The 24075-nt window shown below is 72.9% G+C and carries 20 protein-coding genes; 12 read left to right on the plus strand and 8 right to left on the minus strand.

Features of this window, described 5'->3' with window-relative positions; genetic code table 11:
- Positions 1 to 465 precede the first annotated feature (465 nt).
- From ACQPZA_RS09550 to ACQPZA_RS09565, 4 genes are all read right to left on the minus strand, one after another.
- The gene (locus ACQPZA_RS09550) at positions 466 to 1344 is read right to left on the minus strand and encodes an amino acid ABC transporter permease (protein ID WP_433279857.1); all 879 of its coding nucleotides are present in this window, start codon (positions 1342 to 1344) and stop codon (positions 466 to 468) included.
- A complete protein-coding gene (locus tag ACQPZA_RS09555; RefSeq protein WP_433279858.1) occupies positions 1341 to 1991 on the minus strand; it encodes an amino acid ABC transporter permease in 651 nt (216 codons plus the stop codon). Before ACQPZA_RS09555 ends, ACQPZA_RS09550 begins: the two co-directional genes overlap by 4 nt.
- A 73-nt stretch (positions 1992 to 2064) precedes the next feature.
- Positions 2065 to 2961, minus strand: a complete 897-nt coding sequence (locus ACQPZA_RS09560; RefSeq protein ID WP_433279859.1) for a glutamate ABC transporter substrate-binding protein — start codon at positions 2959 to 2961, stop codon at positions 2065 to 2067.
- Between the two features lie 63 nt (positions 2962 to 3024).
- The gene (locus ACQPZA_RS09565) at positions 3025 to 3753 is read right to left on the minus strand and encodes an amino acid ABC transporter ATP-binding protein (RefSeq protein ID WP_169397597.1); all 729 of its coding nucleotides are present in this window, start codon (positions 3751 to 3753) and stop codon (positions 3025 to 3027) included.
- A gap of 130 nt (positions 3754 to 3883) precedes the next feature.
- Between ACQPZA_RS09565 and ACQPZA_RS09570 the strand changes: the two genes are divergently transcribed.
- Together ACQPZA_RS09570 and ACQPZA_RS09575 are read left to right on the plus strand one after the other, a co-directional pair.
- Positions 3884 to 4579: a response regulator transcription factor gene (locus tag ACQPZA_RS09570; RefSeq protein WP_433279860.1), complete on the plus strand. Its 696-nt coding sequence runs from the start codon at positions 3884 to 3886 to the stop codon at positions 4577 to 4579.
- Between the two features lie 2 nt (positions 4580 to 4581).
- Positions 4582 to 5994, plus strand: a complete 1413-nt coding sequence (locus ACQPZA_RS09575; protein WP_433279861.1) for a sensor histidine kinase — start codon at positions 4582 to 4584, stop codon at positions 5992 to 5994.
- A 2-nt stretch (positions 5995 to 5996) separates the two neighbouring features.
- Here ACQPZA_RS09575 and ACQPZA_RS09580 read toward each other — a convergent pair whose 3' ends face one another.
- The gene (locus ACQPZA_RS09580) at positions 5997 to 6965 is read right to left on the minus strand and encodes a TAXI family TRAP transporter solute-binding subunit (protein ID WP_433279862.1); all 969 of its coding nucleotides are present in this window, start codon (positions 6963 to 6965) and stop codon (positions 5997 to 5999) included.
- Positions 6966 to 7028: 63 nt separating this feature from the next.
- Between ACQPZA_RS09580 and miaB the strand changes: the two genes are divergently transcribed.
- On the plus strand, positions 7029 to 8504 hold the full coding sequence (miaB, locus tag ACQPZA_RS09585) for a tRNA (N6-isopentenyl adenosine(37)-C2)-methylthiotransferase MiaB (protein WP_433279863.1): 1476 nt from the start codon (positions 7029 to 7031) through the stop codon (positions 8502 to 8504).
- Positions 8505 to 8529: 25 nt separating this feature from the next.
- Positions 8530 to 9003 carry an Rv2732c family membrane protein gene (locus ACQPZA_RS09590; RefSeq protein ID WP_433279864.1) on the plus strand — a complete coding sequence of 158 codons (474 nt, stop codon included), beginning with the start codon at positions 8530 to 8532 and terminating at the stop codon, positions 9001 to 9003.
- A gap of 45 nt (positions 9004 to 9048) precedes the next feature.
- Here the strand turns inward: ACQPZA_RS09590 and ACQPZA_RS09595 are convergent, their stop codons facing one another.
- Positions 9049 to 10365: a DUF349 domain-containing protein gene (locus ACQPZA_RS09595; RefSeq protein ID WP_433282742.1), complete on the minus strand. Its 1317-nt coding sequence runs from the start codon at positions 10363 to 10365 to the stop codon at positions 9049 to 9051.
- 799 nt (positions 10366 to 11164) lie between these two features.
- Here ACQPZA_RS09595 and ACQPZA_RS09600 point away from each other — a divergent pair.
- The 5 genes from ACQPZA_RS09600 (at position 11165) to ACQPZA_RS09620 (ending at position 16232) form a co-directional block, all read left to right on the plus strand.
- Complete coding sequence (locus ACQPZA_RS09600) at positions 11165 to 11893, plus strand: hypothetical protein (protein WP_433279865.1); 729 nt, start codon at positions 11165 to 11167, stop codon at positions 11891 to 11893.
- On the plus strand, positions 11890 to 12810 hold the full coding sequence (gene miaA / locus ACQPZA_RS09605; protein WP_433279866.1) for a tRNA (adenosine(37)-N6)-dimethylallyltransferase MiaA: 921 nt from the start codon (positions 11890 to 11892) through the stop codon (positions 12808 to 12810). Before ACQPZA_RS09600 ends, miaA begins: the two co-directional genes overlap by 4 nt.
- Before the next feature lies 1 nt (position 12811).
- Positions 12812 to 13690: a diaminopimelate epimerase gene (dapF, locus tag ACQPZA_RS09610; protein WP_433279867.1), complete on the plus strand. Its 879-nt coding sequence runs from the start codon at positions 12812 to 12814 to the stop codon at positions 13688 to 13690.
- A gap of 77 nt (positions 13691 to 13767) precedes the next feature.
- Complete coding sequence (gene hflX / locus ACQPZA_RS09615; RefSeq protein WP_169395148.1) at positions 13768 to 15249, plus strand: GTPase HflX; 1482 nt, start codon at positions 13768 to 13770, stop codon at positions 15247 to 15249.
- 11 nt (positions 15250 to 15260) lie between these two features.
- Complete coding sequence (locus ACQPZA_RS09620) at positions 15261 to 16232, plus strand: hypothetical protein (protein WP_433279868.1); 972 nt, start codon at positions 15261 to 15263, stop codon at positions 16230 to 16232.
- 43 nt (positions 16233 to 16275) lie between these two features.
- On the opposite strand, the gene lexA is transcribed toward ACQPZA_RS09620, so the two are convergent.
- Entirely contained in the window at positions 16276 to 17070 is a 795-nt protein-coding gene (lexA, locus tag ACQPZA_RS09625) for a transcriptional repressor LexA (protein ID WP_169395147.1), read from the minus strand.
- Positions 17071 to 17555: 485 nt separating this feature from the next.
- On the opposite strand from lexA, the gene ACQPZA_RS09630 reads away from it, so the two are divergent.
- The 3 genes from ACQPZA_RS09630 (at position 17556) to ACQPZA_RS09640 (ending at position 22848) form a co-directional block, all read left to right on the plus strand.
- Positions 17556 to 18137, plus strand: coding sequence for a hypothetical protein (locus ACQPZA_RS09630; protein WP_433279869.1), 582 nt, complete (start codon positions 17556 to 17558; stop codon positions 18135 to 18137).
- A gap of 183 nt (positions 18138 to 18320) precedes the next feature.
- The gene (nrdR, locus tag ACQPZA_RS09635) at positions 18321 to 18785 is read left to right on the plus strand and encodes a transcriptional regulator NrdR (RefSeq protein ID WP_169395145.1); all 465 of its coding nucleotides are present in this window, start codon (positions 18321 to 18323) and stop codon (positions 18783 to 18785) included.
- Between the two features lie 145 nt (positions 18786 to 18930).
- Positions 18931 to 22848: a vitamin B12-dependent ribonucleotide reductase gene (locus tag ACQPZA_RS09640; protein WP_433279870.1), complete on the plus strand. Its 3918-nt coding sequence runs from the start codon at positions 18931 to 18933 to the stop codon at positions 22846 to 22848.
- An 85-nt stretch (positions 22849 to 22933) separates the two neighbouring features.
- Here ACQPZA_RS09640 and ACQPZA_RS09645 read toward each other — a convergent pair whose 3' ends face one another.
- Positions 22934 to 23989, minus strand: coding sequence for a polysaccharide deacetylase family protein (locus tag ACQPZA_RS09645; protein ID WP_433279871.1), 1056 nt, complete (start codon positions 23987 to 23989; stop codon positions 22934 to 22936).
- Positions 23990 to 24075 lie beyond the last annotated feature (86 nt).

The raw sequence follows: 24075 nt of genomic DNA on the forward strand, positions 1-24075 counted from the left end.
TAATCGAACATATGTTCGAATCGATGTTCGTCGTCGCAGGTCAACCGCCGTTCAGCGCTCGTGGCGGTGGCCTGCCGGGCGAGGGCCGTCCGCAGCAGCGACCAGCCCAAACTCGGCCCGGCCCGCGTCGGCCCACTGGCTGGCGGGCTCCACAATGCACGCTGTTCTGACCCGCCCCGGACTCGCCCGCCCGGCCTGGCTCGACCGCCCCACCGGCACGGTGATCCGCCGCTGTGAACGCCCCCCGCCCGGGCGAGCCGGTGCACATGGATGTGAAGAAGCTCGGCCGGCTCCGCGACGGCAGGCGCCGGCGGGCGCACGGCCGCGACAGCGACAGTCCCGCCAGACCCGCACCGGCCACTGGTCGGGTTCAACTACGTCCACGCCGCCATCGACGACCACACCCGCCTGGCCTACGCCGAGATCCACCCCGACGAGAAAGCCCACCACGGCCACTCGCTGGGGTCAGGCGCCGCCGGTGGCCGCTGTGTCCAGTGTCCCCGGGTCGGCCGGTGCCACGGCCGTGCGCCTAGCCCGGGAGAGCCTGCGCTCCACGTACTCCGCCAGCCTGCCGAGCGCGTAGTTGATGACGATGAAGATCAGCGCTACGACCGCGTAGATCTGGATGGGGTTGTGCAGCGTCTGAATGATGATGTTCGCCGTGCGGACGAACTCCTCGTAGCTGATGATGAAGCCCAGCGAGGTGTCCTTGACGATCACCACGAGCTGGCTGATCAGCGCGGGCAGCATCACCCGGAACGCCTGCGGCAGCAGGATCGAGGAGAGCACCTGGCCCCGGGTCAGCCCGAGCGAGTAGCCCGCCTCCGCCTGCCCGCGCGGCAGCGACGCCACGCCCGCGCGGATGATCTCCGCGATGATCACCGAGTTGTACGCGGTGAGGCCGATGACCAGGTACCACAGGATCGGCAGGTCCAGGCCCACCTCGGGGAGCACCCGTGCCGCGAAGAAGATCGCGATGACCACGGGGACGCCACGCAGGAACTCGATCACCCCGACGACGAGCCAGCGGTAGTACCGGTTGGCCGTGATCCGGCTGACCGCGAACAGGGTGCCGATCACGAGCGAGAAGACCAGCGTCAGCGCCGCGGCGATCAGGGTGGCGACCAGCGCCTGCCCGAGCAGCCGCCACACCGCCAGGAAGCTGGGGTCGAAGGGGTTCACCAGTGGCCCCCACCGCTCGGCGGAGAACTGGCCCTGGCCCGCCAGCCGGACGACCACGAGTGCGATCACGACCAGCACGATCGCGCCGGCGACACCGCTGGAGATCAGGGTGCGGCGCCGGGTGACCGGACCGGGTGCGTCGTAGAGGACCGAGGTGGTCATCGGGCCACCGACACCTTCCGCTCGAGGACACCCAGCAGGATCCCGCCGGGGATGGTCAGGACCAGGTAGCCCAGCAGCACGCCGGTCAGGACGGCCCCTGCGGCATAGCCCTGCGCCGAGGTGAGCTGGACGCCGTTGGCGAACAGGTCGCCGCCGACCCCGAACGCGCCGACGATGGCGGAGTTCTTGATCATGGCGATGATCACGCTGCCGAGCGGCGGCACGACCGTGCGCAGCGCCTGGGGCAACACGATCAGCGAGAGCGACTGGCTGAACGTCAGCCCGACCGCGCGGGCCGCCTCGGCCTGCCCTGCCGACACGGAGTTGATGCCACTGCGCACGGCCTCGCAGACGAAGGCCGCGGTGTAGCAGGTCAGGCCGATGACGCCGAAGTAGAAGTAGGACCCGTTGACCCCCAGTTCGGGCAGCCCGAAGGCCACGGCGAACAGGACGACGGCCAGCGGGGTGTTGCGGAAGACCGTGACCCATGCGGAGCCGACCATCCGCAGCGGTGGCACCGGTGAGACCCGGAAGCCCGCCAGGATCGTGCCCAGGACGAGCGCACCGACCGCGGAGAACAGGCAGATGCGCAGCGTCTGGAGGAAACCCTGCGCGTACAGCGGAAACTGCTCGACGATGACGCCCACGACACCTCTTTCGCGCGGAGGAACGCAACCGGGGTGCCGACCGGCCTGGTCGGCACCCCGGTTGCGTCGGAGATCAGCTGCAGGTGCCGGCTGCGGGCAGCGGCGGAACCTCCGGGCTGACCTTCCCGACGGTCGAGTCCCAGGCGGCCTTGTAGCTGCCGTCGGTCTCCGCCTCCTTGAGCGTCTGGTTGATGAACTCGCAGAAGGCGACGTCGCCCTTCTTGATGCCGATGCCGTAGGGCTCCTCGGTGAACTTCTTGTTCACGAGCTTGAACGCCCCGCCCGAGTTCTCGATCAGGCCGGTGAGGATGACGTTGTCGGTGGTGACGACGTCGACCTGGCCGGTGCGCAGGGCGTCGGCGCACTTGGAGTACACGTCGAACAGCGTGAGGTTCGCCGGGTCGATGTACTTCTTGATGTTCTCCGACGGGGTCGAGCCGGCGACGGAGCAGACCTTGGCGTTGGCGCCGCGCAACGAGTCCGGACCGGTGATGGTGGTGTTGTCGCTCTTCACCATCAGGTCCTGGCCCGCGACGTAGTACGGGCCGGCGAAGCTGATGCGTTCCTTGCGCTTGTCGTTGATCGTGTAGGTGGCGACGACCATGTCGACGCGGTTCTGCTCGATCACCTCCTCACGCACGGCGGACGGCGCCTCGGTGTAGACGATCTTGTCGGCCGGGATGCCGAGCTTGGCCGCGATGATCTTGGCGATCTCGACGTCGAAGCCGGCGGGGTTGCCGTCGAGACCCTTCAGGCCGAACAGCGGCTGGTCGAACTTGGTGCCCAGCCGCAGGGCCTGGGCCTTGTTGAGGGTGTCCATCGTGGAGCCGGCCGGGAAGGACACGCCCTCGGCGACCGACGGCGCGGCACCCGAGGAACCGAGCGATGACGACTGGTCACCGCAGGCGGTGGCAGCGAGCACCACCGCCGCCGCGACCGCGGCGATCCGGGTGAGGTGTGCGAGACGCATGGTGGTGCGGGTCCTTCCGTTGGAGCGGGAAAACGAGGCAGGTGCCGACCGGGATGTGGCCCGTCAGTGCGTGAGGATCTTGCCGAGGAAGTCCTTGGCACGGTCGGACGTCGGGCTGGAGAAGAAGGCGTCCGGCGCGGCGTCCTCGACGATCTCGCCGTCGGACATGAACACCACCCGGTGCGCGGCCCTGCGGGCGAAGCCCATCTCGTGGGTGACCACCAGCATCGTCATGCCGTCGGCGGCGAGCGTGGTCATCACGTCGAGGACCTCCTGCACCATCTCGGGGTCGAGGGCGGAGGTCGGCTCGTCGAAGAGCATCACCTTGGGCTTCATGGCCAGCGCACGGGCGATCGCCGCGCGCTGCTGCTGGCCGCCGGAGAGCTGGGCCGGGTACTTGTCGCGCTGGTTCGCGATCCCGACCCGTTCGAGGAGCGCGAGCCCGTTCTTCTCGGCGTCGGACTTCGACGCCTTGCGGACCTTGAGCGGCCCGAGGGTGACGTTCTCGAGAATCGTCTTGTGCGCGAACAGGTTGAAGCTCTGGAAGACCATGCCGACGTCGGCGCGCAGCGCGGCGAGTGCCTTGCCCTCGGCGGGCAGCTCCTTGCCGTCGACCTCGATGGTGCCGCTGTCGATCGGTTCCAGGCGGTTGATCGTGCGGCAGAGCGTGGACTTGCCGGACCCCGACGGGCCGAGCACCACCACGACCTGGCCGCTCGCGACCTCGAGGTTGATGTCGCGCAGGACGTGCAGCTCGCCGAAGTGCTTGTCGACGGACGCCATCCGGATCATGGGCGTGTTGGTCATCGCGGGCCTCCGGGCATGGCGGGACGCTATGGGGGTGTGGATGGCACAGTCCAGCACCTTGAGCAACCCATAGGGTTTCGCTCCGATAACGCTCGGCGAGAAGGTGTGGAGGAACGTGCACATCCTGCTGGTGGAGGACGATGATCGGATCGCGGCCGCACTGCGTCCGGCGCTGCACCGCCACGGCATCACCACCACGCGGCTCTCGCGCGGCCGCGGTGCCGTCGACCACTTGGCCGGTGTCGATGTCGTGCTGCTCGACCTCGGCCTGCCCGACATCGACGGGGTGGACGTCTGCCGGGCGATCCGCGAGGTCAGCGAGGTCCCGGTGATCGTGGTGTCGGCACGCGGCGAGGTGGACGACCGCATCCTCGGGCTGCACTCCGGGGCCGACGACTACATCGTCAAGCCCTACGACATCGGCGAGCTGGTGGCGCGGGTCCATGCCGTGTACCGGCGGCGCCGGGTCGCCTCGCCCGCCGGGCCGGAGGACATCGTGAGCGTCGACGACGTGAGCGTCGACCTGCACCGCCACTCGGTGACGGTCGGGGGCACGCCGGTGAACCTCACCCGCAAGGAGTTCCAGGTGCTCGCGCTGCTCGCGAGCTCGGGCGGCGCCGTGTGCACGCGCAGCCGGATCGTGGCGGAGGTGTGGGGCCGGTCCTGGGCGGGCGCCAACCGGACGCTCGACGTCCACGTGGCCACGCTCCGCACCAAGCTCGGCCGCCCCGAGCTGGTGCAGACGGTCCGGGGCGTCGGCTACCGGCTGGGTGTGCCCGAGAGCGGCGCCCCCGGAATCGGCGCGGAGTAGGGGTGGCCGCCCGGTTACTGGTGATCGTGCTGTTCCTGGTCGGCCTGCTGGCCGCGGGCCTCGGGGTACCGCTGGCGCTGACCAACGCCTACGCCAACCAGCTCGAGCTGTTCACCGACCGGTTGACCGACACGATCTTCTACGCCTCCCTCGCCGAGCGCCCGATCACCGACGCGGACACCACGGGGCTGACCGCCGACCTGACCCGCTACGACGCCGTGTACGGCGTGGCGGTGCTGGTGGTCGACCGCGAGGGTGAGCTGGTGGCCGCCTCGCGGCGCCCGGCGCCGGTGCTGGACGACGCCGGCCGGGAGCGGGTCGAGCTGGCACTGGCGAACCGGCGCTCGGAGGCCTACCCGCTGCTCCTGCCGTGGGACGACCGGCCGATGGTGCTCGCCGAACCGGTGCTGGTCGACACCGAGGTGCGCGGAGCCGTCGTCACCGTGTCGCCCACCACCGCGCTGCGCGCCGAGGAGCTGCGGGTGTGGTCGCTGGTCGCGGCCGCCGGGCTGCTCGCCCTCGTGATGGCCGTACTGGTCGCGCTCCCGATCGTCCGGTGGATCCTGCGTCCGGTCCGCAGGCTCGACGAGGGCACCGGGCGGGTGGCGGCCGCGGTGCTCGCCGGAGCCGGGGCGGAGCCGGTTGCCGACGGGACCGGGCCCCCCGAGCTGCGCAGGCTGTCGGTCTCCTTCGACCGGATGGCGGAGACGGTGACGCAGGCGTACTCGGCGCAGCGCGCCTTCGTCGCCGACGCGAGCCACCAGCTGCGCAACCCGCTCACCGCGCTGCGCCTGCGGCTGTCCAACCTGGAGGGGCACCTCGACGCGGCCGGCGCCGAGGACCACGTCGCCGCTCTGGAGGAGACCGACCGGCTCTCCACGCTGCTCGACGGGCTGCTCGCGCTGGCCCGCGCCGAGCGCACCGCCCCGGTGGCGGACGTCGAGGTCGATCCGGTCGTCGCGGACCGGCTCGACGCCTGGCGGCCGCTCGCCGAGCACACGGGCCTGCAGCTCCTGCGCAACGGGCGGCGCGGGCTGCGGGCGGCGGCGCCGACCGGGGCGATCGAGACCGTGCTCGACGCGCTGCTGGACAACGCGGTGAAGTTCTCCCCGCGCGGTGGCACGATCACCGTGCGCACCGCGGCCACGGCGTCCCACGTCGAGATCGCCGTGCGGGACACCGGCCCGGGGCTGGCCCCCGACGAGCTGGAGCGGGCGACGGGCCGGTTCTGGCGCAGTCCCGCGCAGAGCAACGTCGAGGGCTCCGGGCTCGGGCTGGCCATCGCCGCACGCACCGTCGAGGTCGCGGGCGGTGAGCTGCGCCTCGAACTACCGGCCGGTGGCGGCCTGCAGGTGATCGCGCGGCTGCTCCGGGTGGCCCCGGAGGCGGCCGGGGAGGAGCCCGGAGGCGGCTGAGATCAGCTGGTCTTCAGCAGGCGGAAGAACCGCTCCGCGCCGGGGTGCAACGGCACCGGCTGGGTGCCGATGGCGGCGCGCGGGTCGATGGTGAGGGCCGACGGACTGGCCAACGCCAGTTCCGGCTGCGCCTCGAACATGCCTTTGACCAGCGCATTCGCCAGATCGTCCGGCATCGATGCGGCCACCAGCAGGAAGTTGCGCACCAGGAGTGTGGTGACGGGGGCGGGGATTCCGTAGGTCGTGGCCGGGACCGTGCCGGGCGCGTACGCCGGAAAGGCCGCCCGTACCTCCTTGACCACGTCCTCGAGGTCCAGCAACCGGATGGGCAGCGTCGTCGCCAGCCGGCTGACGCCCTCGGTGGGCACCCCGCCCGACCAGAAGAACGCGTCGATCGCGCCGCTCTCCATGGCGGCGACGGACTCGTTGATCCCGAGCTGCTGCGCCTGCAGATCGGTGTCCGGCACCAGCCCGGCCGCGCGCAGCAGCCGGGTGGCGATCACGTACACGCCCGAGTCGGGGGCTCCGATCGACACCCGCGCCCCCCGCAGGCCGGCCAGCGTCGTCGCGGGCGAGGACGCCCTGACGACGACGTGCACGACGTCGTCGTAGATCCGGGCGAGCGCGCGGGGGGCCCGCGGGTCGCCGGGCGTGGACCGCTCCAGCTGGTCGGCAGCCGTGTCCACCTGGCTGAACACCACATCGGCGCCGCCGTCGGCGAGCAGCCGCAGGTTGTCCACCGAGCCCGCTGTCGACAGCACCCCCGGACGGAGGTCGAGCCCGAGCTTCCGCTGCCACGCGTCGGCCAGCGCGTTTCCCAGCCGGAAGTAGACGCCCTGGGTGCCGCCCGTCGCCAGCGTCAGCCGGGTGCCGGCGTAGGGAGACGAGCAGGCGGCGAGCCCCCCCAGCACGCCGAGCGCGCCGAGCCCGCGCAGGACGGCGCGCCGTCCCATCACGCCCCCACCCGCCACGGGGGCATCCTGCCGTGCCCGGCCGATGCGGTCGACCGCCTCTCGACGGCCTACTCTTTTTCTGTGACCCGCAGCTACACCATCCGCACCTATGGGTGCCAGATGAACGTGCACGACTCCGAGCGCATGGCCGGGCTCCTGGAGGCGGCGGGGTACGCGAAGGCCGAGTCGGACGATGCCGACGTCGTCGTCTTCAACACCTGCGCCGTTCGGGAGAACGCCGACAACCGGCTCTACGGCAACCTCGGCCACCTCCGGCCGGTGAAGGACGCCCGGCCGGGCATGCAGATCGCGGTGGGCGGCTGCCTCGCGCAGAAGGACCGCTCGGAGATCGTCCGGCGCGCCCCCTGGGTCGACGTGGTGTTCGGCACCCACAACGTGCACGCCCTGCCGGTCCTGCTGGAGCGGGCCCGGCACAACGAGGCCGCCCAGGTCGAGATCGCCGAGTCGCTCGAGGTCTTCCCCTCCACGCTGCCCGCCCGCCGCGAGTCGGCCTACGCCGGCTGGGTGTCGATCTCCGTGGGCTGCAACAACACGTGCACCTTCTGCATCGTGCCGTCGCTGCGGGGCACGGAGAAGGACCGCAGGCCGGGTGACGTGCTGGCCGAGGTGTCCGCACTGGCGGCCGACGGCGTCCTCGAGGTCACCCTGCTCGGGCAGAACGTCAACTCCTACGGCGTCGAGTTCGGCGACCGCGGCGCTTTCGCCAAGCTGCTGCGGGCCTGCGGCGACGTCGAGGGCCTCGAGCGGGTGCGCTTCACCTCGCCGCACCCGCGCGACTTCACCTCCGACGTGATCGCGGCCATGGCCGAGACGCCGAACGTGTGCCCGCAGCTGCACATGCCGCTGCAGTCCGGCTCCGACGACGTGCTGCGCCGGATGCGCCGCTCCTACCGGTCCACGCGCTACCTGGGGATCATCGACGAGGTGCGCGCGTCGATCCCGGACGCGGCGATCAGCACCGACATCATCGTCGGGTTCCCCGGCGAGACCGACGCCGACTTCGAGGCCACCCTCGACGTCGTGCGTGCCGCCCGGTTCGCCAACGCCTTCACGTTCCAGTACTCGCCGCGGCCGGGCACCCCCGCGGCCACGCTGCCCGACCAGGTGCCCAAGGCCGTGGTGCAAGAGCGGTACGAGCGGCTCGTCACGCTCCAGGAGGAGATCTCCTGGGAGGCCAACCGCGCCATCGAGGGCCGGGTCGTCGAGGTGCTGGTGTCCACGGGGGAAGGCCGCAAGGACGGCGCCACCCGGCGGATGAGCGGCCGCGCCCGTGACGGGCGGCTGGTCCACTTCGCTCCGGGTCCGGAGGGTTCCGGCACGATCCGGCCGGGGGACGTCGTCGAGGTCACCGTCGGGTACGGGGCGCCGCACCACCTGGTGGCCGACGGTCCTGTGTTGTCCCATCGGCGCACGCGCGCGGGTGACGTCCACGAGACGGGTACCCGTACCGGGGGCGGCGCCACCGGGCTGGGCCTGCCCGCGTTCGGTGCGCCGGAGCCGGTGGCGGCGGCACCCGCGTGCGGGACGAGCGCGTGACCCGGCGCAGTGAGGGAGAGACGTGATGAGTGACCGGAAGATTCCCGACGAGCTGGTGGCCCTCGACGCGGAGCTGAGCGGGAGGCGCTTCCCGATCGTCCGCCAGATCGACCCCGGCCCGACCGCGATGGGAGTGTCCGTCGCGATCCTCGTGCTGATCGTGGGGCTGATCCTGCCGTGGACCGGGTCGATCCACGGGTGGCAGGTGCTCGCGGGCCTCGAGCCGCAGCTCGGCGTGCTGCCGCGGCTGTTCACCTTCACCTCGCTCGGCTTCGGCCTCGTGGTCTCGGCACTCGCGCTCGCCACCCGGTGGTGGGCGCTCGCCTGGCTGGCCGCGGTGGGCTGCGGGATCTCCGTGGTGACCGGGGTATGGGCGATCTGGTCCCGGCAGGTGTCGATCACCGCGGGCGGCACCTCGGCCGGGATCGGGCTCGTGGTGGCCCTGCTCGCCGTGATCGCGCTCGCCGTGTGCTGGGTGCGGATCGTCGGGCGCCGCTGAGGCCGGGCAGCCAGCGGGCTGCCCGCCCCTCAGCGCTGCCCGTCCTCAGCGCTGCTTGACCGCCTGCTCCGCGGTGGTGAGCCACTCGCGCCACTGCTCGGCCTGGCTCCGGGCCTGCTCGGCACGCCGGGCGTCACCGGCCGCGCTGGCCTTCTCCGCCTGCGCCTCGAACTGGGCCACCCGCTCGCGGAACTGGGCCACCCTCGCCTCGGCCTCGGGGTCCGTGCGCCGCCACTGCCGCTCGGCGGCCTCCCGCACCCTCTCCTCGACGGCCCGCAGGCCGGCCTCGAGCGGCCGGATGTCGTCGCGCGGGACCTTGCCGATCTCCTCCCAGCGCTCCTGGACGCGCCGCAGCGCCGCGCGTGCCCCGGCCGGGTCGGACAGGTCGATCTTCTCGGCCTCGACGAGCAGCGCCCGCTTCGCGTCGGCGTTGGCCGCGAACTCGGCGTCGCGCTCGGCGAACGTGCCGGCGCGGCGCGCGAAGAACGCGTCCTGAGCGGTGCGGAAGCGCTGCCACAGCGAGTCGTCGGCGTCCTTCTGCGCGCGCCCCGCGGCCTTCCACTCCGTCATCAGGTCGCGGAAGCGGGCCGCCGTGGGACCCCAGTCGTCGGAGTCGCTCAGCTTTTCGGCCTCGACGACCAGCTCCTCCTTGCGGGTCTTGGCCGTGGCGCGCTGGCGGTCGAGGTCGGCGAAGTGGGAGCCGCGGCGCCGGTTGAACGACTCACGCGCCTTCGAGAACCGCTTCCACAGCAGCTCGTCGGTCTTGCGGTCGACGCCGCGGATCGCGCGCCACTCGTCGAGGATCGCCTTGAACCGGTCGCCCGCCTGCTTCCACTGCGTGGCCTCCTCGGCGAGGGTCTCGGCCTCCGCCGCGAGCTCCTCCTTGCGGGCCACCGCGGCGGCGCGCTGGGCGTCGCGCGCCGACCGGGCCGCGGCGACGGCCTCCTCGGCCTGGGTCACCAGCTCGTCCAGCCGGGCCCGCAGCCCCACCAGGTCGCCGACCACGGTGGCCTCGTCCAGCCCGTCACGCAGCGTCTTCGCGCTGCTCAGGGCGTGCTTCGGCTCGCCGCCGCCCGCCGCGAGCCGGGCGGCGAGCAGTTCGACCTCGGTGAGCAGGTCGTCGAACCGGCGGGCGAAGTGGGCGAGCCCCTCCTCGGGGGCCCCGGCCTGCCAGGAGCCGACGATGCGCTCACCCTCGGGAGTGCGGACGTAGATCGTGCCCTCGGCGTCGACCCGCCCCCAGCGGCCCGGGTCGGTGCCGGCGCTGGCCACGGGGGAGGGCTGGGCCACCGGCGCCGCCACCTCCGGAGCGACCGCCGCCGGCGTGGCCACGGGGGGCGTCGGGTGCGGCACCCCCGGCACCGCCGGCGGCCCCGGCCGGGGCGGGGCGGGCACGGCGGCAGGCCCGGGCCGGGGCGGCGCAGGCACGGCAGGCGGCCCGGGCCGCGGCGGCTCGGGGGTGGCGGGAGAGGCGTCGGTGGCCGGCGGCGCGGCGGCCTCGGTGGCCGGGCTCGGCTCGACCGGCGAGGGGACCGGCTCGGCGGCAGGTGCCGGGCTCGTCTCGGCAGCCGGGGCCGGGCTCGCTTCGGCGGCAGGCGCCGGGTCCTGTTCCGGGGCGGGGGCCGGGCTCAGCTCGGCCTCCGGGGACGTGGCCGCCGCCTCGACGTCGGCTCCGGGCTCGGCGGTGGCGCCGGACCCGCCGTGGGCGAACGACAGCGGTGAGGGGCGGGGGGCCGGGGTCTCGGTGACCTCGGTGTCGTCGGCGACCTCGGTGGCCGGGGCCGCCGGGCCGGCGGCCGCGCCGTCGGCCCCCAAGGGCTCCTCCTGGACCGTGGGCCGCGTCGCTGCCGCCTGCTCGACCTCGGGGGCGGGCTCGGCCCCGCTCCCGGTGGTGGTGAGTGGCGTTTCCGTCCCCTGCTGCTCCGACACCGTCGTCCTCCTTGCTCCGGCCCACCGCGGACGGTGGGCGCCCCGCCCGCGGGCGGAGCCGTGCACAGCGACCGTCGCCGGTCCTCGTGACCGGCGGTCGTCCCGCGATTCAAACAGCTCGGGGGGCCGACCGGAACAACCTGCAGGGGCGCTACGCAGCCAGCGGCCGGTCCTGGTCGGCGAGCCGCGCCCGAACGCGCTGGTGGGAGGGCCGCGGCCTACGCTCGGAGGCGTGCTGACGTTGGTCGCCGTGCTGCCCGAGCCGCCGCTGCTCGTCCCCGAGCTGGCGACGGGCGCGGCCACCGAGACGGCCGAGCTACGGGCCGCGTGCGTCGGCGCTGCGGCGCGGCTGGGCGCAGCCTCGGCCCGGTGGGTCGCCGTGGGCGCCGACGCGGGCGGACGGCGCACCGTGCGGCCACCGGCCAGGGGCAGCTTCGTGGGTTTCGGGGCGGACGTCGTGGTGGGTCTCGACCCGGCATCGGCCGCCGTGCCGGTCGATCCGGAGCTCCCGCTGCCGCTGCTGATCGCCGGCTGGGTGGCCGCCGCCGGGGGTGTCGCCGTCAGCATCCGGGGCGAGCTCGTCGCGCCGGACGAGGACCCACGGGCGTGCGCCGAGCTCGGCACGGCGCTCGCCGCCGAGCTCGCGGCCGACCCGGACCCGGTGGGCCTGCTGGTCGTCGGGGACGGCGCCACCACCCACACCGCGAAGGCCCCGGGATACCTCGACGAGCGCGCCGGCCCGTTCGACGCGGCGGTCGCCGCCGCTCTGCGCGACGCCGACACCGACGCGCTGGCCCACCTCGACGCCGGCCTCGCCACCGCACTGCACGTCGCTGGCCGGGCCCCGTGGCAGGTGCTCGCCGGTGCGGCCGCGGGCAGGCGCTGGCGCGGGGAGCTGACGTACTCGGCGGTCCCGTACGGCGTGGCCTACCACGTGGCGGTCTGGACGCCGCTGCCGTGAGCGCGCCACCTCTGGTCGCCGTCGTCGGCCCGACGGGGACCGGCAAGTCCGACCTGGGCCTCGCCCTGGCCGCCGAGCTGGGCGGCGAGGTGATCAACGCCGACGCGATGCAGCTCTACCGCGGGCTGGACATCGGCACGGCGAAGCTCACGGCCGCCGAACGGGCGGGGGTCCCGCACCACCTGCTCGACGTCCTCGACGTCACGGAGGTCGCGTCCGTGGCGGCCTACCAGCGCGCGGCGCGGGAGGTGGTGGAGCGGTTGCGAGCCGCAGGCCGCACCCCGGTGCTGGTGGGCGGCTCCGGCCTGTACGTGCAGGCCGTCGTCGACGAGCTGGAGTTCCCCGGCACGGATCCGGGTCTGCGGGCCGCGCTGCAGGCCGAGCTGGACGGGAGCGGGCCGCAGGCGCTGCACGCCCGGCTCGCCGAGGTCGACCCGGCTGCGGCCGCGGTGGTGCTGCCGACCAACGGCCGCCGGATCGTCCGCGCGCTGGAGGTGATCGCCCTGACCGGGCGCCCGTTCCCGGCCCGGCTGCCCACCGGCGGTGCGCCCCGCTACGACGCCGTGCTGCTCGGCGTCGACCGGGACACCGCCGAGCTGGACGTCCGCCTGGCCCGGCGGGTGGCGCGGATGTTCGCCGCCGGGCTCGTCGACGAGACCCGCGGGCTGCTCGGCCACGGCCTCCGCGACGGGCTCACCGCGTCGCGGGCACTGGGTTACCAGCAGGTCGTGGCCGCCCTCGACGGAGCAGGGGACCTCGCGTCCGCCGCCACCGACACCGTGCGGGCCACACGGCGGTTCGTGCGCCGCCAGCGCTCCTGGTTCCGCCGCGACCCCCGCATCCGGTGGCTCGACGGCGCCGCACCGGACCTGTTCGACCGGGCCGTCGCCGCGCTGCCCGCGCAAGTAGGCTCATGACGTGCAGTTCAGCAAGGGGCACGGCACGGAGAACGACTTCGTCCTGCTCCCCGACCCCGACGCCACCCTGGACCTGGCCCCGGCCAGGGTCGCCGCACTGTGCGACCGCCGCCGCGGCCTCGGCGCCGACGGCGTGCTGCGCGTGGTGCGCTGGGCCGCCCTGGAGGACGGGCCCGCGCCCGAGCCGGGCGTCGAGTGGTTCATGGACTACCGCAACGCCGACGGCACGGCCGTCGAGATGTGCGGAAACGGCGTGCGCGTCTTCGCGCGCTACCTGCAGCACGCCGGCTGGCTCGGCGGCAGCGAGACGCCGGTGGGCACCCGCAGCGGCGTGCGAGTCGTCCGGATGGACCCCACCAGCCCCGACGGTGAGATCTCGGTCGACATGGGGCCTGCGATCGTCGGGGAGCACAGCACCGCGAGCGTCGACGGTGCGCTCTTTTCCGGCGTGGCCGTCGACGTCGGCAACCCCCACCTGGCGTGCGTCACCGGCCACCACATCGACGCGCTCGATCTCACCGCTGCCCCCGGCCACGACCGGGCGCTGTTCCCGCACGGGGTGAACGTCGAGTTCGTCTCCCCGCTCGTCGCGACCGGCGGGGGCTCCGACGGAGAGGTGACGATGCGCGTGCACGAGCGGGGCGTGGGGGAGACGCGCTCCTGCGGCACCGGCACGGTCGCCGCGGCCGTGGCCGCGCTGCGCGACGCCGGCCGGCACACCGGCACGGTGGCCGTGCACACCCCCGGCGGCCGACTCCGGGTCACCGTCGAGGCCGCCACCACCGTGCTGCACGGGCCTGCCGTTCTCGTGGCCCACGGCGAGCTGACCAGGTCCTGGTGGGAGGCCGCCGGCCGGGAGCCCGCCCGGATGAGCAGCTGACCGCGTCCGCCACGCGATGTTCCGCGTAGAAACAAACCAGACAGCCAGGGCGTTGACATGGGAGCATGAATCCCACGATGACTGAACCCGTCCTGTCCACCACCACCGGTGACCGGCGCCCGCGCGCTGCGGATGCGCGGTCCGCTGATGCCACCCGCGGCGACCTGGAGCTCGAGGAGCGCACATCGCTCCGTCGCGTCGCCGGACTGTCCACCGAGCTCACCGACGTCACCGAGGTCGAGTACCGGCAGCTGCGCCTCGAGCGCGTCGTGCTCGTCGGAGTCTGGACCGAGGGCAGCGCCGAGCAGGCCCAGGCCTCGCTCACCGAGCTGGCGCGCCTCGCCGAGACCGCCGGTTCCGAGGTGCTCGACGGCCTGATCCAGCGCCGTTCCCGGCCCGACCCCGCCACCTTCATCGGCACCGGCAAGGTCGACGAGCTGCGCGACGCCGTGCTCTCCGCCGGTGCCGACACGGTGATCTGCGACGGTGAGCTCTCTCCCGGCCAGCTGCGCCAGCTGGAGGAGAAGCTCAAGGTCAAGGTCATCGACCGCACCGCGCTGATCCTCGACATCTTCGCCCAGCACGCCCGCTCCAAGGACGGCAAGGCGCAGGTCGAGCTGGCACAGCTGTCCTACCTCCTCCCGCGCCTGCGCGGCTGGGGCGAGGCGCTGTCGCGCCAGGTGGGTGGCCGTGCGGCAGGCGGTGTCGGGATCGGCGGCCGTGGCCCCGGTGAGACCAAGATCGAGCTCGACCGGCGCCGCATCCGCAACCGGATGGCCAAGCTGCGCCGCGAGATCTCGGGCATGAAGCAGGTGCGCGAGACCCAACGCTGGGCGCGCAGGCGCAACGAGGTGCCGTCGGTCGCGATCGTCGGCTACACCAACGCGGGCAAGTCCAGCCTGCTCAACGCGCTCACCGACGCCGGTGTGCTCGTCGAGGACGCGCTGTTCGCCACCCTCGACCCCACCACGCGCCGCACGTCCACCTCGGACGGGCGCACGTTCACGCTCACCGACACCGTCGGGTTCGTGCGGCACCTGCCCCACCAGCTCGTCGAGGCGTTCCGGTCCACGCTCGAGGAGACGGCGGCCGCCGACCTGCTCGTGCACGTGGTCGACGCCTCCGACGCGCTCCCGGAGGACCAGATCAAGGCCGTTCGCGAGGTGCTCGTCGAGATCGGGGAGCAGAACGCGGGCTCCATGCCGCGGGAGCTGCTCGTCGTCAACAAGACGGACGCGGCGGGCGACCTGCAGCTGGCGCGCCTGCGCCACCTGCTCCCGGACGCCGTGTTCGTTTCCGCCAGGCGCGGCGACGGCGTGCAGAAGCTCCGCGAGCGGATCGCCGAGCTGCTGCCGCGCCCGGAGGTCGACGTCGAGCTGCTGCTGCCCTACGCACAGGGCTCGCTGGTGGCGCGCGTGCACTCCGAGGGTGAGGTGCTGGCGGAGGAGCACACCCCGCACGGCACCCGGATGCACGCCAGGGTCGGCGCCGAGCTGGCCACGGCCGTACTGCCGTTCGCACTGGTCGGAGCCCCGCTCGAGGACGGTGCCGCGCGCTGATCCGGCTGCTCGTGGCCGGTGCGCTCGCGGCGTCCCTCGCCGGGGTCCCCGCACCGCAGGCTCGCTGCACCATCGACGACCCCCGGCTCGGCGAGCTGTCCGGGCTGGTCGTCGACGGTGACGCGGTGTGGGCGATGAGCGACGGTGGCCGCCGCGTCCAGCTGCACCGGCTGGACCCCTCCACCTGTGCGGTGATCGACTCGCGCACCGCCGGGGTGGACCCGTACGACCCCGAGGACCTGGCCCGCGGTCCGGACGGCTCGCTGTGGGTGGCCGACACCGGGGACAACCAGCGGCGCCGGGAGTCCGTGGCGGTGATCGTGCTGCCGCGCCGGGGGGCGGCCCAGGTGCACCGGCTGACCTATCCCGACGGCCCGCACGACGCGGAGGCCCTGCTCGTGGACGCGGCCGGCCGGCCGGTGGTGATCACCAAGGAGGTCGGCCGCCCCGCGGGTGTGTACCGCACTGCAACCCCACCCACAGGCGAGGGCCCCACCCCGCTGGTGCAGGTCGGCGAGCTGACGCTGCCGCAGTCCGCCACGGTCGGCGGACCGGTGGGCGGAGCGGGATCGCGGCTGGTCACGGGGGCCGCGGAGAACGCGGACGGCTCGGTGGTGGCGGTGCGCAGCTACACCGACGCCTGGCTCTACCCGGTGCCCGACGACGACGTCGTCGAGGCGTTGACGGGTACGCCGGTGCAGGTGCCGCTGCCGGACGAGCCGCAGGGCGAGGCGGTGGCGTTCGAGCCCGACGGCACGCTCCTGTCCGGTTCGGAGACCCGCGTGGTGCCCGGAGAGCTCCGCGCGGTGCCGGGAGCGACGGCACTCGTGGCCGACCGGCTCCCGGCCGACAGCGCTCCACCTCCGGCGCCCGCCGCGGCGGCGGAGCCCACACCCGCATGGCAGCCCGCCGTGATCGGCGGCGGCGTCGCGGTGGGCCTGCTGCTGCTGGTGGCGGCGGCGCTGGCCGTGCGCCGCCGCTGAACCACCGGGCCCGGCCGACGGGCCCCGGGCACCCGCAGCCGGGTCAGAGCCTGCGCAGTACCGCCACCACGCGGCCGAGCACGCTCGCGTCGTCACCGGGGATCGGGTCGTACGCCGGGTTGGCCGGCATCAGCCAGACGTGCCCGTCACGCCGCTTGAACGTCTTGACCGTGGCCTCGCCGTCGATCATCGCGGCGACGATCTCGCCGTTCTCCGCGACGGGCTGCTGACGCACGACGACCCAGTCGCCGTCGGTGATCGCGGCCTCGACCATCGAGTCGCCGCGGACGTTGAGCAGGAACAGGGTGCCCTCCCCGACGATCTCGCGGGGGAGCGGGAACACGCTCTCGACGGCCTGCTCGGCGAGGATCGGCCCACCGGCGGCGATGTTGCCCAGCAGCGGCACGAACGCGGGCGTCGGGCGGAGGTCGTCGGAGCCGGTGGTCTCGACCGTGGTCGCGGCCGTGGTGACCACGGCGTCGGCGACCGGCGCGTCGTCGGGCCCCCGCACGTCGACGGCGCGGGTGCGGTTGGGATCGCGGCGCAGGTACCCCTTGCGCTCCAGCGTGCGCAGCTGGTGGTGCACCGACGAGGTGGAGGTGAGCCCGACGGCGTCGCCGATCTCCCGGACGCTCGGCGGGTACCCGAAGCGCTCCACCCAGTCGCGGATCACCTCGAGGACCTTGCGCTGGCGCGGAGTCAGGCCTACCGGCCCCGTCGGGGGGTCGGGAAAGGGGCTGACCTGCGCCGACTCGCCGTTCCGCGCCGCTGTGGCGCCGCCGGGTGTGTCCGGGCCGGCCTCGCTACCGGCCCCGGTGCCGGGCTCGTCCCGTGCCATTCGTCGTGCCTCCTCAGTGGTCGCCCCCGCCGGCGCGTGGTGGCTGCCGGGGGTGCGACGCGATGTCCGAGATCGTCCGTGGTGCTGTGCAGGTGTGCTCTGTCGGTGCTGTGGTGCCGGTGGTGCTCGTGCTGCAGTGGTGCCCGCGGGCCGCCGGTGCGGACGCCGTCCGAACCGGTGACGCGGGGCCACCGCCGTCGGCACGACGGTAGCCCCGATCCCGTTCTTCGCCAAACGCATGTTCGAACGACACGCCCACTTTTCTCGATTCTGTCGGTGCTCGGTGGTACACATCGTCAGGCGTTCGTTCGAACGGTTGTTTGATCGCACGGCGGCGGTGAGAGGCGGAGGCGGCGATGGACGAGCACGGGAAGATCGGACGGCCGGCCGAGGATCGAGCCTGGGGAGCACGTCGGCGCCCAGGTCGGGGAGTGTTGCGGCTCGCCGTTCAGGGGGCGGTGGCCGGGCGGCGGGGATCCGGGCCGGTGCCCGTGGCCGAGGAGGCCGTGCCGGTCGCGTCCGGCGCGCCCGGTGGGGGAGTGGTCCGGCGGATGCGCCCCGGTGGCCGGCCGAGCGCCGGGTACGGGTGGGGCGGGTCGCGGCGCGGTTCACGGGGGCCGCGCCCGGTGCGTCCGGTGGCGGTGCCGGTGATCGTCCGGCCCGCGGCGCTGCCGCGGCCGGTCTGGCCCGCTCTGCCGTCGTCCTCGGGGCCACGGCTGCTCGTCCGGCGCCCCGTGGTGGTCGAGCCGGTGTCTCCGCTGACGATCCGGGTGCGCCGGGTGCTGGGCGGTGCTGCCCTCACCGTGGCGGCCGCGGCGCTAGTGGTCGGCCTCGGGCTGCTGGCCGGCACCGTGGCACAGTCCCGGGTGGGTGCGGGAGGTCCGGCGCCGGCGGTGGCCACGGTCACCGTGGGGCCCGAGGCCACCGTCCAGGATGTCGCACGTGGCGTCGCGCCGACGGCGTCGGGAGCGCAGGTGGCGGCGCTCACGGAGCGGATCGTCACCGTCAACTCCCTCACTTCGGTGGAGCTCCGCCCCGGGCAGGTGCTGCGCGTCCCGCTGGGCTGACCCTCGGCGTCCGCCACGTCGCGCACCGCGAGGTCAGTTCCCGTTAGGTGGACGGGGTCGGCACGTATGGGGCCTCCGACTTCCCTTGCCCCTACATGTTGTGGTTACACTCGTGTTGTTCGTCCACCGGCTGGGTTTTCCGGGCGGCCAGGGCGACAACACCGTGGTGAAGGGATCGGTCCGATGCGCTGCCCGTTCTGTCGGTACTCGGACTGCCGGGTCATCGACTCCCGCGAGGTCGACGACGGCCAGGCGACGCGGCGCAGACGTTCCTGCGCCTCGTGCGGTCGCCGCTTCACCACCGTGGAGGAGGCCGTGCTCGCCGTCGTCAAGCGCAGCGGCGTCACGGAACCGTTCAGCCGCGAGAAGGTCGTCACCGGCGTCCGCCGCGCCTGCCAGGGCCGGCCCGTCGACGAGGACGCGTTGCAGCAGCTTGCGCACCGCGTGGAGGAGGCCGTCCGCGCGGGCGGCACGGCCGAGATCCCCAGCCACGAGGTCGGACTGGCCATCCTCGGTCCGCTGCGTGAGCTCGACGAGGTCGCCTACCTCCGTTTCGCGAGCGTCTACCGGTCGTTCTCCTCCATCGAGGACTTCGAGAAGGAAATCGCGGAGCTCCGCACTCCGGGCAGCGACCAGTCCGCCGACTGAACACCGACGCCCGGTACCTGCCACAGGCACAGCACGGCCACCAGGCACAGCACGGCACCACGTCCACCACGCGCAGACACATCACCAGCGCAGCCATACCGCGTACCGACGGACCCCGCCGCCGGCATCGCAGGAGAGGGAGAGCATGACCGAGACCGTCGGAACCGCGTCAGGGCGAGGGAAGAAGGGCCCCGGCAAGGCGGGCCGGCCCGCCGGCCTCACCGTCGAGCGGATCTACACCAGCCCCGGTGTCCACCCGTACGACGAGGTCACCTGGGAGCGCCGCGACGTCGTCATGACCAACTGGCGCGACGGCACGGTCAACTTCGAGCAGCGCGGGGTCGAGTTCCCCGCCTCCTGGTCGGTCAACGCCACCAACATCGTCACGAGCAAGTACTTCCGCGGCGCCCCGGGGAGCCCGCAGCGGGAGTCGAGCCTGCGGCAGCTGATCGACCGGGTCGTCGGGGTGTACCGCCGCGCGGGCCTCGACAACGCCTACTTCGCCACCGAGGACGACGCGGAGATCTTCGGCCAGGAGCTCACCTGGATGCTGCTGCACCAGGTGTTCAGCTTCAACTCCCCGGTGTGGTTCAACGTCGGCACGAGCTCCCCGCAGCAGGTCAGCGCGTGTCTTCCGTATGGCGCACTGGTCAGCACACCCGCCGGTCTGGTCCCGATCGGCGAGCTCGTCGCGAGCGACGCCGTCGGCACGAAGGTCTTCGACGCCCACGGCCTCACGAGCATCGTCGCGACGAAGGCCAACGGCGTGCGCGACGTGCTCCGGCTGCACACGAAGTCGGGCCACGCCCTCGACGTCACCCCGGATCACGTCGTCTGGAAGAGCACAGGGGCCGGTACCGGTCGCTGGGTGGAGGCCGGCACTCTCGAGGCGGGTGACCAGCTCGAGTGGCACCGCACCCACTCCTACGGGGAGTCGGTCATCGAGGTCGCCCAGCTCGCCGAGGCGTCGTTGGCCGGTTGGTTGCAGGCCGACGGGTTCGTCGGCCAGTACGAGACCGGCACCAACAGGTCGCTCACGATCGAGGCGATCACCGTCACCGACGCCGAGCGGAGCTGGGTCACCGCCGCCCTCGACGCGGTGTTCCCCGGCGTCCACCGGCACGAACGCACGGTCACCACGCAGGACACGTCGCTCGACTGCCGTCGCACCCGCCTCTATGGCGCTGAGCTCTCCGACTTCGTGGAGCGCTGGGCACTCCGCACGCGGGGCGTCGAGATGACGGTGCCCGCCCACCTCTTCACGGCCCCGCTGCCCGTCGTCGCGTGCTATCTCCGCAGCCTGTTCCAGGCCGAGGGATACGTGTCGCGCCGGGAGCGTTCCACGCTCCTCGGCATGGACATGATCAGCGAGCAGCTGATCCGCGGTGTCCAGGCTCTGCTCGGCCGGTTCGGGATCTTCGCCCGGGTCGGGCGCAAGGCCGACCCCCGGCCGGACCGGCACGACCTGTGGGGCATCCGCATCCAGAACGCGGGTGACCGCCGTACCTTCGCCGACGAGATCGGGTTCATCGACCCGATCAAGGAGGCCAAGCTGGAGGCGTCCTTCGATCTGCCCGGGCGCCCGGCCCGCGAGGTGAAGCGGCTCGAGATCGCGCGGATCGAGGAGCTCGGTGCGCAAGAGGTCTACGACATCCAGACCGAGTCCGGTGAGTTCCTCGCCGGCGGTCTGCGGGTACACAACTGCTTCATCCTCGCCGTCGACGACACGATGGAGTCGATCCTCAACTGGTACCGCGAGGAGGGGCTGATCTTCAAGGGCGGCTCGGGTGCCGGCCTCAACCTCTCCCGCATCCGCTCCTCGAAGGAGCTGCTGTCCTCCGGCGGCACCGCGTCCGGCCCGGTGTCGTTCATGCGCGGCGCCGACGCCAGCGCGGGCACCATCAAGTCCGGTGGCGCCACGCGCCGCGCGGCGAAGATGGTCGTCCTCGACGTCGACCACCCCGACATCGAGGAGTTCGTCGCCACCAAGGCCAAGGAGGAGGCCAAGATCCGGGTCCTGCGCGACGCAGGCTTCGACATGGACCTCGGTGGCTCCGACATCACCTCGGTGCAGTACCAGAACGCCAACAACTCCGTGCGGGTCACCGACGAGTTCATGCGCGCCGTCGAGGCCGACGGCGAGTTCGGCCTGCGGGCCCGCATGACCGGCGAGGTCATCGAGAAGGTGGGCGCGAAGAAGCTGTTCCGCACCATCGCGCAGGCCGCGTGGGAGTGCGCCGACCCGGGCATCCAGTACGACGGCACGATCAACGACTGGCACACCTGTCCCGAGTCGGGCCGGATCTCCGCGTCCAACCCCTGCTCGGAGTACATGCACCTCGACAACTCGAGCTGCAACCTCGCCTCGCTGAACCTGCTGAAGTTCCTCGGCGACGACGGCCAGTTCGACGCGGTGCGGTTCCGCAAGGCCGTCGAGCTGATCATCACGGCGATGGACATCTCGATCTGCTTCGCCGACTTCCCCACCGAGCCGATCGCCGACACCACCCGCAAGTTCCGCCAGCTCGGTATCGGCTACGCCAACCTCGGTGCGCTCCTGATGGCCACCGGCCACGCGTACGACTCGGAGGGCGGCCAGGCACTGGCCGCGGCCATCACGTCGCTGATGACGGGCGCGGCCTACAAGCGGTCGGCCGAGCTCGCCGGCGTGGTGGGCCCCTACGAGGGCTACGCGCGCAACGCCGAGTCGCACCAGCGCGTCATGCGCAAGCACGCCGCGGCCAACGACGACGTGCGCACCTTCCCGGCGAGCAGCGCGGTCCACAAGCTCGCCACAATCACCTGGAAGGACTGCCTCGCCACAGGCGAGCGCAACGGGTGGCGCAACGCCCAGGCATCGGTGCTCGCCCCCACCGGCACCATCGGCCTGATGATGGACTGCGACACCACCGGAATCGAGCCGGACCTCGCGCTGGTCAAGTTCAAGAAGCTGGTCGGCGGCGGCTCCATGCAGATCGTCAACCAGACGGTGCCGCGCGCGCTCACGAAGCTGGGCTACCAGGCCGAGCAGGTCGAGGCGATCGTCGAGTACATCGGTGAGCACGGCCACGTGATCGACGCCCCCGGCCTGCGTCAGGAGCACTACGAGGTGTTCGACTGCGCGATGGGCGAACGCTCGATCGCGCCCATGGGCCACGTCCGGATGATGGCCGCGGTGCAGCCGTTCATGTCCGGGGCCATCTCGAAGACGGTCAACATGCCGGAGGCGGCCACCGTCGAGGACGTCGAGAAGATCTACCTGGAGGGCTGGAAGCTCGGCCTCAAGGCGCTCGCGATCTACCGCGACAACTGCAAGGTCGGCCAGCCGCTGTCGGCGGGCAAGTCGGCGAAGGCCACGCAGAAGGCCGAGGTCGCCGCCCCGGTCGAGGCGCGGCCGGTGCGCCGCAGGCTGCCCAAGAAGCGCCCCAGCGAGACGGTCTCCTTCACCGTCGGCGGGGCCGAGGGCTACCTCACCGCGGGTTCCTACCCCGACAACGGCCTCGGCGAGATCTTCGTCAAGCTGGGCAAGCAGGGTTCCACCCTCTCGGGTGTGATGGACGCGTTCTCGATGTCGATCTCGGTGGGCCTGCAGTACGGGATCCCGCTCGAGTTCTACGTCTCGAAGTTCTCCAACCTGCGCTTCGAGCCCGCCGGCATGACCGACGACCCGGACGTCCGGATCGCCACGAGCGTGCTCGACTACCTGTTCCGCCGGCTCGCGCTCGACCACCTGCCCTACGAGAAGCGCGCGCAGCTCGGCATCTTCTCCGCGGAGGAGCGCACGAAGCAGGTGGCGGGCACCGACTACTCCGCGGGTTACGGCGACGTCGACGTCGAGAGCCTGCGGTTCACGGTCGATGCCGCCCCGGCGGGCGACGAGGTGGAGCGCACCCCCGGTGCCACCCGCGCTCCCGTCGAGGTCGGCAGCTCCACCGAGCTGCTGGAGCTGCGTCTCGGCAAGGCCGCCGACGCACCGCTGTGCATGACGTGCGGCACGAAGATGCGTCCGGCCGGTTCGTGCTACCTCTGCGAGGGCTGCGGCTCCACCAGCGGCTGCAGCTGACAGACGGGTCTGCGTAACGCGGAACCCGCTGTTCGTGGGGGTGGCGAGAGGCATGAGCTCGCCACCCCCACGCACCCCGTCGTGGCTATCCCGGAAGCCCGTGCCCGACCAGATCGTCGGCGCGGGCGAAGCGGTAGCCCCGGTCGAGCAGCCCCTCGATGACCGCGGGCAGCGACTCGACGGTCTGCGACCGGTCGCCGCCCCCGTCGTGCATCAGAACGATCGATCCCGGCCGCACCTGTGCCAGCACGGTCGCGGTGATGGACGGCGCACCGGGCCGAGCCCAGTCGTCGGTGTCCACGTCCCACAGCACCACGGTAGGGCCGCCGTCACGGCCCAGCCACGAGACGACGTCCGGGCTCCGGGAGCCGTACGGCGGGCGGAACATCCGCACGGGACGTGCACCGGCGGCGCTCTCGATGGCGTCGTCGGTGCGCTCGAGCTGCACCTCCAGCTCCCGCTGGGACAGATCCGGCAGGAACGGGTGCGACCAGGTGTGGTTGCCCAGCGCGTGCCCGGCCTCCGTCATCCTTGCCAGAAACTCGGGGTGGGCGGCGGCGTGCATTCCGACGCAGAAGAAGGTGGCCTGCACGCCGTAGCGGGCCAGGACGTCGAGCACGCGACCGGTGACGGGCGGGTTGGGTCCGTCGTCGAAGGTGAGGGCCACGACCGGCTCCTCCTCGTCCCGCACGCCTGCGGTCACCCAGCGACCGCGGGCGGCGAGCGCGGCGACGTCGGCCTCGCTCGCCCGGGAGGACAGCTCCTGGTCGGCGGACCGGCCGGTCAGCGAGCCGCTCGCCAGGACGAGGGGAGTGAGGTCGGCGCCGCGGGACGCCGCAAGGCGGGCCAGCGTGTCGGCGTCGACGGAGCCCAGGGCCGGACGCTGCGGCAGCGTCCGGGGGTCGGCCCGGAGTACCCGGAGCCCGGCCGCCATCAGCCAGCCGTCGACCATGCCGTTGGTGCTGTCGACGACGCAGGTGACGCCCGCTCCGAGTTCTCGGTCGCGGTCGCGCAGGAAGTCGGCCAGCGCGCTCACCTGTCCGGCGGGGAAGTGCACCGGCGACCCGACCGGAGCGGACGACGCGTCCCGGAAAGCCACGTCGAGCCCCCGGCCGGTCCAGGCGATCCCGGCGAAGAGCATGGGAGCCTCCCTCTCCAGTGGTCAGTACGTCCGGGTGACCTGGCTGAGCCCCCTGGACCGGAACGCGCCGAGACCGGGCGCCATCC

Origin of the sequence: Pseudonocardia xinjiangensis, assembly GCF_050948425.1 — a bacterium.
Classification (GTDB): domain Bacteria; phylum Actinomycetota; class Actinomycetes; order Mycobacteriales; family Pseudonocardiaceae; genus Pseudonocardia; species Pseudonocardia xinjiangensis.